Consider the following 12,052-nt stretch of genomic DNA (forward strand, 5'->3'; position numbering starts at 1 on the left):
CTCCGGCATGCCGACGGGAGGGTCTTCGTTCGACAGGGACCTCGCTGTTCGTCCTGCCCCACCGGCCTATGCCGGCTGAGGCCCGCACCGGCTCGTCCCCGGACCCGCTGGTGCCCCGACCGGCGGCTCAGGCCGGCTGCGGCTCGCGCCCGGGCCGGTGGATCGGCGTGTCCGAGCCGGTGAGCGGTGCCCCCGTGCCGCCCTGCCGCGCCGCGATGATCTCCGCCGCGATGGACACGGCGGTCTCCTCGGGCGTGCGGGCCCCGAGATCGAGGCCGATCGGCGACCTCAGCCGGGTCAGCTCGCGCTCGCTCACGCCCGCCTCGCGCAGCCGCCGGTTACGGTCCTCGTGGGTGCGGCGGGAGCCCATGGCGCCGACGTACGCGACGGGCAGCCGCAGTGCCTCCGTGAGCAGCGGGATGTCGAATTTCGCGTCGTGCGTGAGCACGCACAGCACCGTCCGCCCGTCGGTCCCGGTGCGCCGGAGGTAGCGGTCGGGCCAGTCGACGACGATCTCGTCGGCCTCCGGGAAACGGGCCCGGGTGGCGAAGACGGGGCGGGCGTCGCACACGGTGACGTGGTAGCCGAGGAACCTGCCCGCCCGGACCAGTGCCGCCGCGAAGTCGATCGCCCCGAACACGATCATCCGGGGCGGCGGGACGGCCGACTCCACGAGCAGGGTGAGCCCGCCGGGGCAGTGCGACCCGTCCCCGGAGAGCTCCACCACGCCGGTGCGGCCCGCGTCGAGCAGGGCGCGAGCCCGGCCGGCCACCGTGCGCTGCAGGTCCGGGTCGACGCCGAGTGCGCCGTCACCGGAGCCGTCGGGGCGCACCAGCAGGGCCCGGCCGAGGAGCGCCGCCGGGCCCCGGACCACCCGGGCGAGGGCCACGGGCCCGTTCCGGGCGGCGGCCGCCAGCGCGGCCGACTCGACCGCACGGCCGCCCACGAACGGGGTGATCATGACGTCGATGGTTCCGCCGCAGGTCAACCCAACCGCGAAGGCGTCCTCATCGCTGTAGCCGAACCGCTCGACGAGCACCTCGCCCTCGTGGAGGGCCTGAAGGCACAGGTCGTACACCGCTCCTTCCACGCAGCCCCCGGAGACCGAGCCGACCGCCGTACCGTCGGCACGGACGGCGAGCGCGGCGCCGGGAGGGCGCGGAGCGCTGCCGCCGACGCCGACGACCGTGGCGACGGCGAAGTCCCGGCCCTCCTCGATCCACGCGTGCAGGGGCCCCGCGAGATCAAGCATCGCCGCCCGCCAGCAGGACGCGGTCGGGCCGGATCGGCAGGTCGCGGTGACGTACGCCGGTGGCGTGCCACACCGCGCCCGCGATCGCCGCTGCCGCGCCGACGATGCCGACCTCGCCGATGCCCTTGATGCCGACCGGGTCGTCCGGGTCGGGATCGTCCACCCAGTCGGCCTCGATGTGCGGTACGTCGGCGTGCGCGGCGACGTGGTAGCCGGCCAGGTCGGCTCCGTAGAGGCCGCCGCTCGCCCGGTCCCGGACGGCCTCCTCGTGCAGGGCCATGGAGATGCCCCAGGTCATTCCGCCGACGAGCTGGCTGCGGGCGGTGAGCGGGTTGACGATGCGGCCGGCCGCGAAGATGCCCAGCATGCGGCGCACGCGGACCTCGCCGGTGGCGGGGTCGACGGCGACCTCGGCGAACTGCGCCCCGAAGGCGTGCCGTTCCTTCTGGGCGAGCGCGCCGACGGCCTCGGCCGTGTTCGACCGTACGGTGACGCCCTCCGGCGGGATGTCGGCGCCGGGCGCGAGGCTCCGGCGCAGTTCCCCGGCGGCGGCCGTGACGGCCCAGCTCCAGGAGCGGGTGCCGGCGGAACCGCCGGCGATCGACGCGGGGCCGAGGTCGCTGTCCCCGATCCGCACATGGACCCGGTCAGCGGGCACCTCCAGGGCGTCCGCGGCGACCAGGGTGAGCGCGGTCCTGGCGCCGGTGCCGATGTCCGCGGCGTTGATCCGCACCGTGAAGCTGCCGTCCGCCTCCGCGGTCACGGCCGCCGTGGACGGCATGGCCATCGTGGGGAAGGAGGCCGCCGCGGTGCCCGTGCCGAGCAGCCAGCGGCCCTCCCGGCGCACGCCGGGCCGCGGATCCCGCCCGTCCCAGCCGAACCTGCGGGCACCCTCCCGGAAGCAGGCGATCAGGTTGCGGCCGCTGAACGGCAGCCCGGAGACCGGGCCCACCGCGGGCTCGTTGCGGATCCGCAGTTCGATGGGGTCGATGCCGCACCGCTCGGCGAGCTCGTCGAGCGCCGACTCCAGCGCGAACGAGCCCGGTGCCTCGCCCGGGGCGCGCATCCAGGTCGGGGTGGGGACGTCCAGCCTCACGAGCCGGTTGGCCGTGTGGTGGGCGTCGGCGGCGTACATCGAACGGCTCGCCGCGGCGCCCGGCTCGAGGAACTCGTGCACGGTCGAGGTCTGGTTCAGCGACCGGTGCTCCAGGGCGCGCAGCCGCCCGTCCGCGTCGGCGCCGAGCCGGACCCGCTGGGCGGTGGGGCTGCGGTGGCCGGCGAGCGAGAACATCTGCCGACGGGTCATGACGACTCTGACCGGGCGCTGCAGGACGGTCGCGGCCATCACCGCGGCCACCTGGTGGGCGCGGGCGCCCTTGCTGCCGAAGCCGCCGCCGACGTGCTCGGACCGGACCCGCACCGAGCCGGGGTCCAGGGAGAACAGCCTGGCGAGCTCGTCGGCGACCCAGCTGGTGCCCTGGTTGGAGTCGACGACCTCGAGCCGGCCGCCCTCCCACCGGGCCGCCGCCGCGTGTGGTTCCATCGGGTTGTGGTGTTCCTCGGGGGTGGTGTACCACGCGTCCACCACGACGGTGGACGCGGCCAGTTCGGCCTCCAGGTCGCCTTTCTCCACCACGGCTGGCATGTGCCCGTCGAGCGGGTACGCGTCGGCGTCGCGCCCGGCGGAGAACGCCACGTCGTGCGGCTCCTGGTCGTAGTGCACCACGAGGGCCTCGGCGGCCTCCCTGGCCTGTTCGGAGGTCTCCGCGACGACCAGCGCCACCGGCCAGCCGGCGTGGGGCACCCGGTCGTGCTGGAAGAGGCCGACGCTCGGGTCCGGCGGGACGCCCATGACGCCGATGTAACCGGTGTCGACGCGCGGGGCGTTGTGGTGGTGGAGCACGGTGAGGACACCGGGCATGCCGAGCACGGCCTCGGTGTCCAGGGCACGGATGCGGCCGCGGGCGACGGTGGACAGCACCAGCCAGCCGTGGGCGAGTGCGGCGAACGGGATCTCACCGGCGTAGCGGGCCGCTCCGGTGACCTTGTCGCGGCCCTCCACGCGCGTGTGAGCGGTGCCGACGGATCCCCTGGCGGCGATGGTCATCGGGCGGCCTCCTCGGCGAGTTCGCTCAGCACGGCCACGACGAGGTTGCGCATCAGGGTCACCTTGTATCCGTTGTCGGGCAGGGGCCGGGCGGCGGCCAGTTCGGCGTCCGCGGCGGCCGCGAAGTTCGCCGCCTCGGCCGGCGCGCCGGTCAGGACGCGTTCGGCCGTGCGAGCGCGCCAGGGGTGGGAGGCGACGGCGCCGAACGCCAGGCGCACGTCGTGCACGAGACCGTCCCGTACGTCGAGCGCGGCGGTGACGGAGCCGATGGCGAAGGCGTACGAGGCCCGCTCGCGCACCTTGCGGTAGCGGGAGTTGACGGCTGTGGCGGTGGGCGGCAGGGTGACGCCGGTGATCAGCGCGCCCGCCGGCAGGGCGGTCTCCCGGTGCGGGGTCTCCCCCACCGGCAGGTACAGGTCGTCGAGCGGCAACTCCCCCGGCCCGGCGGGTGTTTCGTAGGTCACGCGCGCGTCGAAGGCGGTCAGGGCCACGCCCATGTCGGACGGGTGGGTCGCCACGCAGTGGCCGGAGGCGCCCAGGATGGCGTGGTTGTGGTGCTCGCCCGCGATCGCGGGACAGCCGCTGCCGGGCACGCGTTTGTTGCAGGGCGAGTTGATGTCGGTGAAGTAGCCGCAGCGGGTGCGCTGGAGCAGGTTGCCGCCGACGGTGGCCATGTTGCGCAGCTGCCCCGAAGCGCCGGCCAGTACCGCCTGGGCGAGTGCGGGGTAGCGGCGCCTGACCTCCGGGTGGGCGGCCAGGTCGCTGTTGGTGGCGGTCGCCCCGATGCGCAGCCCGCCGTCCTCGGCCGGTTCGACGCGATTCAGGGGCAGTTCGCGTATGTCCACGAGCCGGGCGGGCCGTTCCACGCCGGTCTTCATCAGGTCGACGAGGTTGGTGCCACCGCCCAGGAAACGGGCCTGCCCGTCGCCGTCGAGCAGCGCCACGGCGCCGGAGACGTCGTACGCCCGCTGGTAGCCGAACTCCCTCATGCCGCGGCCCCCTTCATCTCCTCGGCGGCCCGGGCCACGGCCTGGACGATCGACACGTACGCGCCGCAGCGGCACAGGTTGCCGCTCATGCGCTCCCGGATCTCCTCCGGGGTGAGCGGTGGTGGTCCCGCCTCGGGCCGGACGTCGCCCGAAACCGCACTCGGCCAGCCGGCGGCGTGTTCCTCGATCACGGCGATGGCCGAACATATCTGCCCCGGTGTGCAGTAGCCGCACTGGAAACCGTCCAGGTCGAGGAACGCCTGCTGAACGGGGTGCAGTTGATCACCGTCGGCCACACCTTCGATGGTGGTGATCTCGCGCCCTTCGGCGGCGACCGCCAGTTGCAGGCAGGCCAGGCTCCGGCGGCCGTCGACCAGGACGGTGCAGGCACCGCACTGCCCTTGGTCGCAGCCCTTCTTGGTGCCGGTCATGTCGAGGCGCTCACGCAGGGCGTCGAGCAGGGTGGTGCGGTGGTCGACGGTCAGCGTGTACTTCTCGCCGTTGACGGACAGGGTGAGGTCGCTGGACGTCGATGGGGGCATGGAAGCCTTCTCTCTCACATCGCGAGGTCAAGGAGCACGGCGCTGCGGCTGGAGGTGCCGTCGCTCGGCCGTGCGGGATGCGGGCGGGCCGGTCCTGGGCGCGGCAGCCATGGGCTGTCCGTACGGACGGCACGCCGATACGATGAGGCAAGCGGACAGTTGTCCGTTACCGGGAAAACCTAATGGACAACTGTCCGCTTAACAAGGGCGGAGTTTCGGCCATGGATCACGAGGAGGGCGAGTGCGGCAGGACAAGGACGCTCCGCTGCGCTCGGACGCGCAGCGCAACCGCGAGCGCATCCTGGCGGTGGCGCTGGAGGAACTGACGCGTTCGGCGAACGCCCCGCTGAGCGCGATCGCCAGGAAGGCGGGCGTCGGGCAGGGCACCTTCTACCGCCACTTCCCCACCCGTGAGGCACTCGTCCTGGAGATCTACCGGCATGAGATGCGGCAGGTAGCCGACACCGCGGCACCGCTGCTGGAGAGCAGGGAGCCCGACCGGGCGCTGCGCGAGTGGATGGACCGGCTGGCGCGGTTCGCCATGGCCAAGGCGGGTTTGGCCGACGCCATCCGTCAGGCCACCAGCGCACCGGGGCAGCCGGCGAAGCCGGGACACGCCCCGGTGACCGAGGCGGCCGAACTCCTGCTGCGGGCCGCCGAGCAGGCCGGCACCATCCGGCCGGGGATCACGGCGGACGACCTCTTCCTCGCCATCGGCGGACTCTGGACGATGGACCCCCGCGACGACTGGCAGCCGCGCGCCACCCGCCTGCTGGACTTCGTCATGGACGCGCTGCGCGTGGGGGCGCCCGGCGGTGACACACAGAGGGCGGGCCCGGTCGGCGACACGTAGAGGGCGGGCCCGGCGATCGTGGTGAATCTCGACCCACGCGAGGGGCCGGCTGCGGCTGCAACCGGCCCTCTTGACGCGGCACCTGTCCCGGCCGTAGCGGCCGTACGCCACGCGGCATCCGCCGTAGGGCCTGTCGTATCCGCCGTACGCCCCGCCGTATCGGCCCGGCGCCCGGCCGTGGGCTCCGTCGCTCCGAACCGCGTCGTGCCGATGAAAGCCGCACGCCACCGGCATCACCGCCCCGCGAAACCACCCGTCGGCGTGATCCGGATCGCGTCGGCGGACCGCGCCGGGGTCCTGCCCCTGCGGCAGACTGTCCGAGCGCCCTCCGTACACGATTCGGGAGCTTGAGGCATGAGCGTGCAGCGGTATCCCCTGACCGGGGTCACGGTGGTCAGTCTGGAGCAGGCCGTGGCCGCGCCCTACGCCACCCGGCAACTCGCCGACCTCGGTGCCCGGGTGATCAAGGTGGAGCGGCCCGGCGGCGGCGACTTCGCCCGCCGGTACGACACGACCGTGCACGGCCATTCCAGCTACTTCGTGTGGCTCAACCGTTCCAAGGAGTCGCTCACCCTCGACCTGAAGGACCCCCGCGGCCACGAGATCCTGCACGAGCTCCTCGACGGCGCCGACGTCTTCGTGCAGAACCTCGCGCCGGGCGCCGCCGCCCGGCTCGGTCTGGACGCCGCCACCGTCACCGGCCGCCGCCCGAACCTGATTCCGTGCACGATATCCGGCTACGGCACCACCGGCCCCTGGGCCGACCGCAAGGCCTACGACCTGCTCGTGCAGTGCCAGACCGGGCTGGTGTCACTGACCGGCACCCCCGAGGGGACCGCCCGGACCGGGATTTCCGTGGCCGACATCGCCGCCGGGATGTACGCCTACAGCGGCATCCTCACCGCCCTGTACACCCGCGCCACCACCGGCGAGGCCCACCCCGTGGAGGTGTCCCTGTTCGAGGCGCTCGCGGAGTGGATGGGCCAGCCCGCCTACTACACCCGGCACGGCGGCACCCAGCCCCCGCGCATCGGCACCCGGCACGCCACCATCGCGCCGTACGGGACGTACACCGCCGCCGACGGCAAGGAAGTGCTGTTCTCCATCCAGAACGAGCGGGAGTGGGCGGCCCTGTGCGCCGAGTTCCTCGGCCTGCCGGAGCTGGTCGACGATCCGCGCTTCGCCACCGGGTCCGACCGTGTCGCCCACCGGGACGAGCTCGACGTCGTCGTCGCCGAGCGGTTCGCCCGCTCCGGCTCCGACGAGATCCTCAAGGACCTGGAGCGCATCGGCATCGCCTGCGCCGGGGTCAACGACGTCGCCGCCTTTCTGGACCACCCCGTGCTGGCCGCCCGTGGCCGCTGGACCGAGGTCGGGGTGCCGGGCGCCACCGTGGAGGCGCTGCTCCCGCCCGCCGACCTCACCGGCGTGCCCGCGCGCATGGACCCGGTTCCGGCGGTGGGCGAGCACACCGAGGCGATCCTCACCGAACTGGGCCGCACCACGGACGAGGTGGCCGCGCTGCGGGCGGACGGAGTCGTCTGACGGGCCTGGTCCCGCGGGGTGCCTAGGAGGACTCGGGGGCCCGCTGTGCCGCCGCCTCGGCCGCCTGCTTCTTCGACGCCCGCAGGCTCGTGACCGTCGTCACCGCCAGGACGAGCACGATGAAGCCCAGCGAGAACGGGATGCCGATCTCGGGGACGTGGACGCCCGACTCGTGCAGGGCGTGCAGCACCAGCTTCACGCCGATGAAGCCGAGGATGATCGACAGCCCGTAGGAGAGGTGGACCAGCTTCTTCAGCAGGCCGCCGATGAGGAAGTACAGCTGGCGCAGGCCCATGAGGGCGAAGGCGTTCGCGGTGAACACGATGTACGGGTCCTGCGTCAGACCGTAGATGGCCGGGATGGAGTCGAGGGCGAACAGCACGTCGGTGGAGCCGATCGCGAGCATCACGACCAGCATCGGGGTCATGATCCGCTTGCCGTTCTCGGTGATGAACAGCTTCGTGCCGTGATAGCGGTCGGCCACGCCGAAGCGCCGTTCCGCCATCTTGAGCAGCTTGTTCTCCTGGTACTCCTCCTCGTGGTCCTGGGTGCGGGCGTCCTGGACCAGCTTCCAGGCGGTCCAGATCAAAAACGCGCCGAAGAGGTAGAAGACCCAGGAGAAGGCGGAGATGATCGCCGCGCCGGCCGCGATGAACACGGCCCGCAGGACCAGGGCCATCAGGACGCCCACCATGAGAACCCGCTGCTGGTACTGCGTGGGCACCGCGAACTTCCCCATGATCAGGACGAAGACGAAGAGATTGTCGACGCTGAGCGACTTCTCGGTGATGTACCCGGCGAAGAATTCGCCCGTGGGCCCGCTCCCTGCGAAGTACCACAGCCCCAGGCCGAACAGCACGGCCAGGACGACCCACACCACCGTCCACGTCCCGGCTTCCTTGACGGACACGTCGTGCGGCTTGCGGCCGACGAAGAAGTCGACGGCGACGAGCACGCACAGGGCTGCCACGGTCAGCAGCCACACGGACAGCGAGACGTTCACTGTTGCTCCTGGTACAGGTGGGGGGAAGGACAGCGTGGTCCACGGTGGCCGGATTCCGCCACTCCTGCCAGGTGAACAATGGGTCAAAGCTGCACGCGGAGGGCTTCCAGGACGTCCTGGTCCGTCAACTGGTCGAAGTTCTCGTACCACAGGCCCACGGCCATGAACGCGGCCGGCCGGTGCAGGCAGATGACCTCGTCGGCCTCCGCCCGCATCAGATCGGCCCCTTCCGGGGAGCACACGGGCGCGGCCAGCAGCACGCGTGCGGGCGCCTGACGGCGTACGAAGCGCAGCGCCGCGCGGGCCGTGGAGCCGGTCGCCAGGCCGTCGTCGACGACGATCACGGTCCGTCCGCGCAGGCCAGGGGCGGGCCGCCCCTGCCGGTACAGCCGCTCACGGCGGCGCAGTTCGGCACGCTCCCGTTCGATGACGGGGGCCAGCGCCGCCTCGCTGATGCCGAGGTGGCGCAGGGCGTCCTCGTCCAGGAGCGGCACCTCGTCCCCGGCCATCGCGCCGACGCCGAGCTCCTCATGGCGAGGTGCCCCGATCTTGCGTACGACGAGCACGTCGAGCGGGGCGTCCAGCGCGGCGGCGACCTGGCGTGCCACGGCGGCCCCACCTCGGGGCAGGGCGAGGACGAGGGGATCGGGCAGGTCCCCCTCGCGCTGCCGGGCGCGCAGTGTTTCGGCCAGTTCCTCACCGGCCTGCCGACGATCACGGAACCGCATGACGGTCACCTCTGCTTCCCGCACGGAGAGGGCCCTCGGCCGGTTCGTTCCCCGCGTACCCCGGGCCCGCGGGGCGATGCACGCACGACGGTCACCGGCCGTCGGCGGTCCGCACCTGCTCGTCGCACCACTGCCGGGCCGCCTCGGTGACCTGGCCGAGCGCGCCCGGTTCCTCGAACAGGTGGGTGGCGCCCGGCACCACGCGGAGGGTGTGCGGGCCGGGCAGCCGCCGGGCGGCCTCCTGGTTGAGCCGCAGCACGTGCGTGTCCCGGCCGCCCACGATCAGCAGCACCGGGGCCCGTACGGTGTCCAGGGCGTCGCCCGCAAGGTCGGGCCGTCCGCCGCGCGAGACGACGCCCCGTACCCGGTCGGGGCGCCGCGCCGCCGCGACCAGGGCCGCACCCGCGCCGGTGCTGGCACCGAACAGGACGACGGGCAACCCCGAGGTGCCGGGCTCCCGCGCCAGCCAGTCGACGGCGTCCGTCAGCCGGTGACCCAACAGGGGGATGTCGAAGCGGAGTTCGGCGGTGACGGCGTCCCGGCGCTCCTCCTCCTCGGTGAGCAGGTCGATCAGCAGGGTGCCGAGTCCGGCGGCGCGCAGACCGGCGGCGACCTCGCGGTTGCGGGGGCTGCGCCGGGAGCTGCCGCTGCCGTGCGCGAACAGCACGATCGCCCGGGCGTCCGCCGGCACGGCCAGATCGCCGGTCAGTCCGACGCCACCCGCGGACACGGTGACGGTCCGGGAGATCATCGTCAGCCTCCTCTCCCCCCCGCCTCCCGTGGTACCCGCCCGGGGCGGAACGTCCCATGGCGCGATCTGTGGGATGCGTGTCGTTGACGCCGTGCCGGGGGCCGGTGGAGCGTGAGGTCGTGACCGATCACCGTGTTGTCTTCGTCGTCTTCGACGGCTTCCAGCCGCTCGACCTCACCGGGCCGCACGAGGTGTTCCACAGTGCGGGCGAGTACGCCTGTGAGGTCGTGGCCACCCGGGCGGGGCCGGTCCGGTCGGTGAGCGGGCTGCTCGTGCACGCCGGGCGCGGCGTGGCGGACCTCGATCCCGCCGGGACGGACACCCTCGTGGTGGTCGGGGGCCGGGGCGTCGACCGGGCACGGGAGGACAAGGCGCTGGTCGCCTGGGTCGCCGCCGCCGCGTCCGGGGCCCGGCGGGTGGCCTCGGTGTGCAGCGGGGTGTTCCTGCTGGCGGCCGCAGGACTGCTGGAGGGGCGGCGGGTCACCACGCACTGGGCCCGCGAGGAGCAGTTGGCCCGGGAGCATCCCGAGGTGCGCGTGGACTGCGAGCCGATCTTCGTCCGGGACGGGCGGGTGTGGACGTCGGCCGGGGTGACGGCCGGGATGGATCTGGCGCTCGCCCTGGTGGAGGACGACCTGGGCCGGGACGTCGCGCACGAGGTGGCCCGTCGGCTGGTGCTGTTCCTGCGCCGTCCGGGCGGCCAGTCGCAGTTCAGTGTGGCGCTGTGGTCACGGCAGCCGGCGACGGACCCGGTGCGGGCCGCCGTCGCCGCGATCCACGCCGATCCGGGCGCTCGGCACGACATCGCCGGCCTCGCCGCGCACGCGGGGCTGAGCCCCCGCCACCTGCAACGCCGTTTCACCGCCGAACTGGGCGCCCCGCCGGCGGCGTACGTCGAGCGGGTGCGTGTCGAGGCGGCGCAGCGCGCGCTCACGGACGGGGACGAGCCGGTCGAGACCATCGCCCGCCGCTACGGCTTCTCCACGGCCGAGACCCTGCGCCGTACGTTCCACCGCCGGCTCGGCGTCGCGCCGTCGGACTACCGCGCCAGGTTCCGCTCCACCGCGGGACCCCTGGCAGATCCCGCAGAGGAAGGAAGAAGCGCATGACGACCTATGGCCTGCTGGTGTTCGAGGACGCCGAGGAGCTCGACTTCGTGGGGCCCTGGGAGGTGTTCACCGTCTCGGCCCGGCTCCGGGAGAGCGCCGACTCGGCCGTGCTCATCGCCGAGCACCCCGGGCCGGTGCGTTGCAACAAGGGGCTGCGCGTCCTGCCCGACCACACCCTCGACGACCATCCGCCGCTGGACGTGCTGCATGTACCGGGCGGGCGCGGCGCGCGTGAGGTCCAGCCGCACAACCCGGTGGTCACCGGCTGGATCGAAAAGACGGCGGAGCGGACCGCGTGGGTGCACGGCGTGTGCACCGGAACGTTCCTGCTGCACGCCGCCGGGCCCGCCCGCGGGCGTCGGGTGGCCACGCACCGGAGCCACGAGGACACCTTGGAGGCCCTCGGGGACGTGACCGTCGTCCGGGACGCCCGCTACGTCGTGGACGGCAACCTGGTCACCAGCCAGGGTGTATCGGCCGGTATCGACAGTGCGTTGTGGCTGGTGGGGCGGTTGCACGGGCGGGAGCACGCGCGGGAGGTGCGGCGCTGTGTCCAGTACGACCCGGCGCCGCCGTATCTCGCGGACGAGCCCGTTTGATCGACATGGCGGGTCCGGGGCCGCATGGGTGGGCGAGCCTCGGGCAGGCGTTGTTCATGGGCGGTGACACGGGCGACGGCGGGCAAGGGCGGCAGCCGGGCGAGTGCGGGCACCGGGCGGTGCCGCATCCAGGCGATATCCGGATCGAGGCGTGGGCGGCGTGCCGGGAGCATTGTCTGGCGGAGGCCGTCCTGGCGATGGTGGAGTGTTTCGCGGACGTCTCCGGGGTGCGGGCCACCGCCGTGGACCGGGTGCGCCTGCCCGAGGCCAGCGACGACGACCTGCTCGCCTCGCTGCTGGACGAGATCATCTTCCGGCTGCAGGTGTACGGCCAGGTGCCCGTGGACGTGGAGGCGGACGAGGCCGACGGCGGCCTGGACGTACGCCTGGCGGTCACCGGCATCGCGGACGTGGAGATCACGGGGGCGGTTCCGACGGCGGTGGTGTGGAACCGGCTGCGGATCGGGCCGGATCCCTTCGGATGGTCGTGTGCGGTGACGGTCGACGCCTGACCTCGGCGGCGGGGTACGTCCGTCGCGGCGGGCTGAGCGCCGCGGTGCCGGACGTCAGGGCG

The 12,052-nt window shown here is 73.3% G+C and carries 12 protein-coding genes; 5 read left to right on the plus strand and 7 right to left on the minus strand.

Translation table 11 applies throughout. The features are described 5' to 3' along the window. Positions 1–127: 127 nt before the first annotated feature. The 4 genes from ACIQHQ_RS20365 to ACIQHQ_RS20380 are packed head-to-tail and all read right to left on the minus strand — an operon-like array spanning position 128 to position 4,890. Positions 128–1,252, minus strand: coding sequence for an XdhC family protein (locus tag ACIQHQ_RS20365; RefSeq protein ID WP_402613287.1), 1,125 nt, complete (start codon positions 1,250–1,252; stop codon positions 128–130). Next, positions 1,245–3,359, minus strand: coding sequence for a xanthine dehydrogenase family protein molybdopterin-binding subunit (locus ACIQHQ_RS20370; RefSeq protein ID WP_402613288.1), 2,115 nt, complete (start codon positions 3,357–3,359; stop codon positions 1,245–1,247). The genes ACIQHQ_RS20365 and ACIQHQ_RS20370 overlap by 8 nt, the downstream gene beginning before the upstream one ends. Then, positions 3,356–4,348: an FAD binding domain-containing protein gene (locus ACIQHQ_RS20375; RefSeq protein ID WP_402613289.1), complete on the minus strand. Its 993-nt coding sequence runs from the start codon at positions 4,346–4,348 to the stop codon at positions 3,356–3,358. Before ACIQHQ_RS20375 ends, ACIQHQ_RS20370 begins: the two co-directional genes overlap by 4 nt. After that, positions 4,345–4,890: a (2Fe-2S)-binding protein gene (locus ACIQHQ_RS20380; RefSeq protein ID WP_402613290.1), complete on the minus strand. Its 546-nt coding sequence runs from the start codon at positions 4,888–4,890 to the stop codon at positions 4,345–4,347. Before ACIQHQ_RS20380 ends, ACIQHQ_RS20375 begins: the two co-directional genes overlap by 4 nt. A 241-nt stretch (positions 4,891–5,131) precedes the next feature. Here ACIQHQ_RS20380 and ACIQHQ_RS20385 point away from each other — a divergent pair, with 241 nt between their 5' ends. Then, complete coding sequence (locus ACIQHQ_RS20385; RefSeq protein WP_402613291.1) at positions 5,132–5,743, plus strand: TetR/AcrR family transcriptional regulator; 612 nt, start codon at positions 5,132–5,134, stop codon at positions 5,741–5,743. 354 nt (positions 5,744–6,097) lie between these two features. Further along, positions 6,098–7,288 carry a CaiB/BaiF CoA transferase family protein gene (locus tag ACIQHQ_RS20390; protein ID WP_402613292.1) on the plus strand — a complete coding sequence of 397 codons (1,191 nt, stop codon included), beginning with the start codon at positions 6,098–6,100 and terminating at the stop codon, positions 7,286–7,288. A 22-nt stretch (positions 7,289–7,310) separates the two neighbouring features. Here the strand turns inward: ACIQHQ_RS20390 and ACIQHQ_RS20395 are convergent, their stop codons facing one another. The 3 genes from ACIQHQ_RS20395 to ACIQHQ_RS20405 all read right to left on the minus strand — a co-directional run bounded on the left by ACIQHQ_RS20395 (position 7,311) and on the right by ACIQHQ_RS20405 (position 9,770). Further along, positions 7,311–8,291 carry a TerC family protein gene (locus ACIQHQ_RS20395; protein ID WP_402613293.1) on the minus strand — a complete coding sequence of 327 codons (981 nt, stop codon included), beginning with the start codon at positions 8,289–8,291 and terminating at the stop codon, positions 7,311–7,313. Positions 8,292–8,374: 83 nt separating this feature from the next. Continuing rightward, a complete protein-coding gene (locus ACIQHQ_RS20400) occupies positions 8,375–9,019 on the minus strand; it encodes a phosphoribosyltransferase (RefSeq protein ID WP_402613294.1) in 645 nt (214 codons plus the stop codon). 91 nt (positions 9,020–9,110) lie between these two features. Beyond that, entirely contained in the window at positions 9,111–9,770 is a 660-nt protein-coding gene (locus tag ACIQHQ_RS20405; protein ID WP_402613295.1) for a dienelactone hydrolase family protein, read from the minus strand. 119 nt (positions 9,771–9,889) lie between these two features. Between ACIQHQ_RS20405 and ACIQHQ_RS20410 the strand changes: the two genes are divergently transcribed. From ACIQHQ_RS20410 to ACIQHQ_RS20420, 3 genes are read left to right on the plus strand one after another with little or no spacing between them, the layout of a single operon-like run. After that, positions 9,890–10,879, plus strand: a complete 990-nt coding sequence (locus tag ACIQHQ_RS20410; protein WP_402613296.1) for a GlxA family transcriptional regulator — start codon at positions 9,890–9,892, stop codon at positions 10,877–10,879. After that, entirely contained in the window at positions 10,876–11,478 is a 603-nt protein-coding gene (locus ACIQHQ_RS20415; protein WP_402613297.1) for a DJ-1/PfpI family protein, read from the plus strand. Before ACIQHQ_RS20410 ends, ACIQHQ_RS20415 begins: the two co-directional genes overlap by 4 nt. A gap of 56 nt (positions 11,479–11,534) precedes the next feature. Beyond that, positions 11,535–11,990 carry an archease gene (locus ACIQHQ_RS20420; RefSeq protein WP_402613298.1) on the plus strand — a complete coding sequence of 152 codons (456 nt, stop codon included), beginning with the start codon at positions 11,535–11,537 and terminating at the stop codon, positions 11,988–11,990. The last annotated feature ends 62 nt before the right edge of the window (positions 11,991–12,052 follow it).

This window comes from Streptomyces sp. NPDC092370, from assembly GCF_044755265.1.
GTDB lineage: Bacteria > Actinomycetota > Actinomycetes > Streptomycetales > Streptomycetaceae > Streptomyces.

Coding starts and splice junctions, on each gene's coding strand:
- ACIQHQ_RS20365 (WP_402613287.1), bottom strand. CDS start 1,252: ATGCTTGATCTCGCGGGGCCCCTGCACGCGTGGATCGAGGAGGGCCGG.
- ACIQHQ_RS20370 (WP_402613288.1), bottom strand. CDS start 3,359: ATGACCATCGCCGCCAGGGGATCCGTCGGCACCGCTCACACGCGCGTG.
- ACIQHQ_RS20375 (WP_402613289.1), bottom strand. CDS start 4,348: ATGAGGGAGTTCGGCTACCAGCGGGCGTACGACGTCTCCGGCGCCGTG.
- ACIQHQ_RS20380 (WP_402613290.1), bottom strand. CDS start 4,890: ATGCCCCCATCGACGTCCAGCGACCTCACCCTGTCCGTCAACGGCGAG.
- ACIQHQ_RS20390 (WP_402613292.1), top strand. CDS start 6,098: ATGAGCGTGCAGCGGTATCCCCTGACCGGGGTCACGGTGGTCAGTCTG.
- ACIQHQ_RS20400 (WP_402613294.1), bottom strand. CDS start 9,019: ATGCGGTTCCGTGATCGTCGGCAGGCCGGTGAGGAACTGGCCGAAACA.
- ACIQHQ_RS20405 (WP_402613295.1), bottom strand. CDS start 9,770: ATGATCTCCCGGACCGTCACCGTGTCCGCGGGTGGCGTCGGACTGACC.
- ACIQHQ_RS20415 (WP_402613297.1), top strand. CDS start 10,876: ATGACGACCTATGGCCTGCTGGTGTTCGAGGACGCCGAGGAGCTCGAC.
- ACIQHQ_RS20420 (WP_402613298.1), top strand. CDS start 11,535: ATGGGCGGTGACACGGGCGACGGCGGGCAAGGGCGGCAGCCGGGCGAG.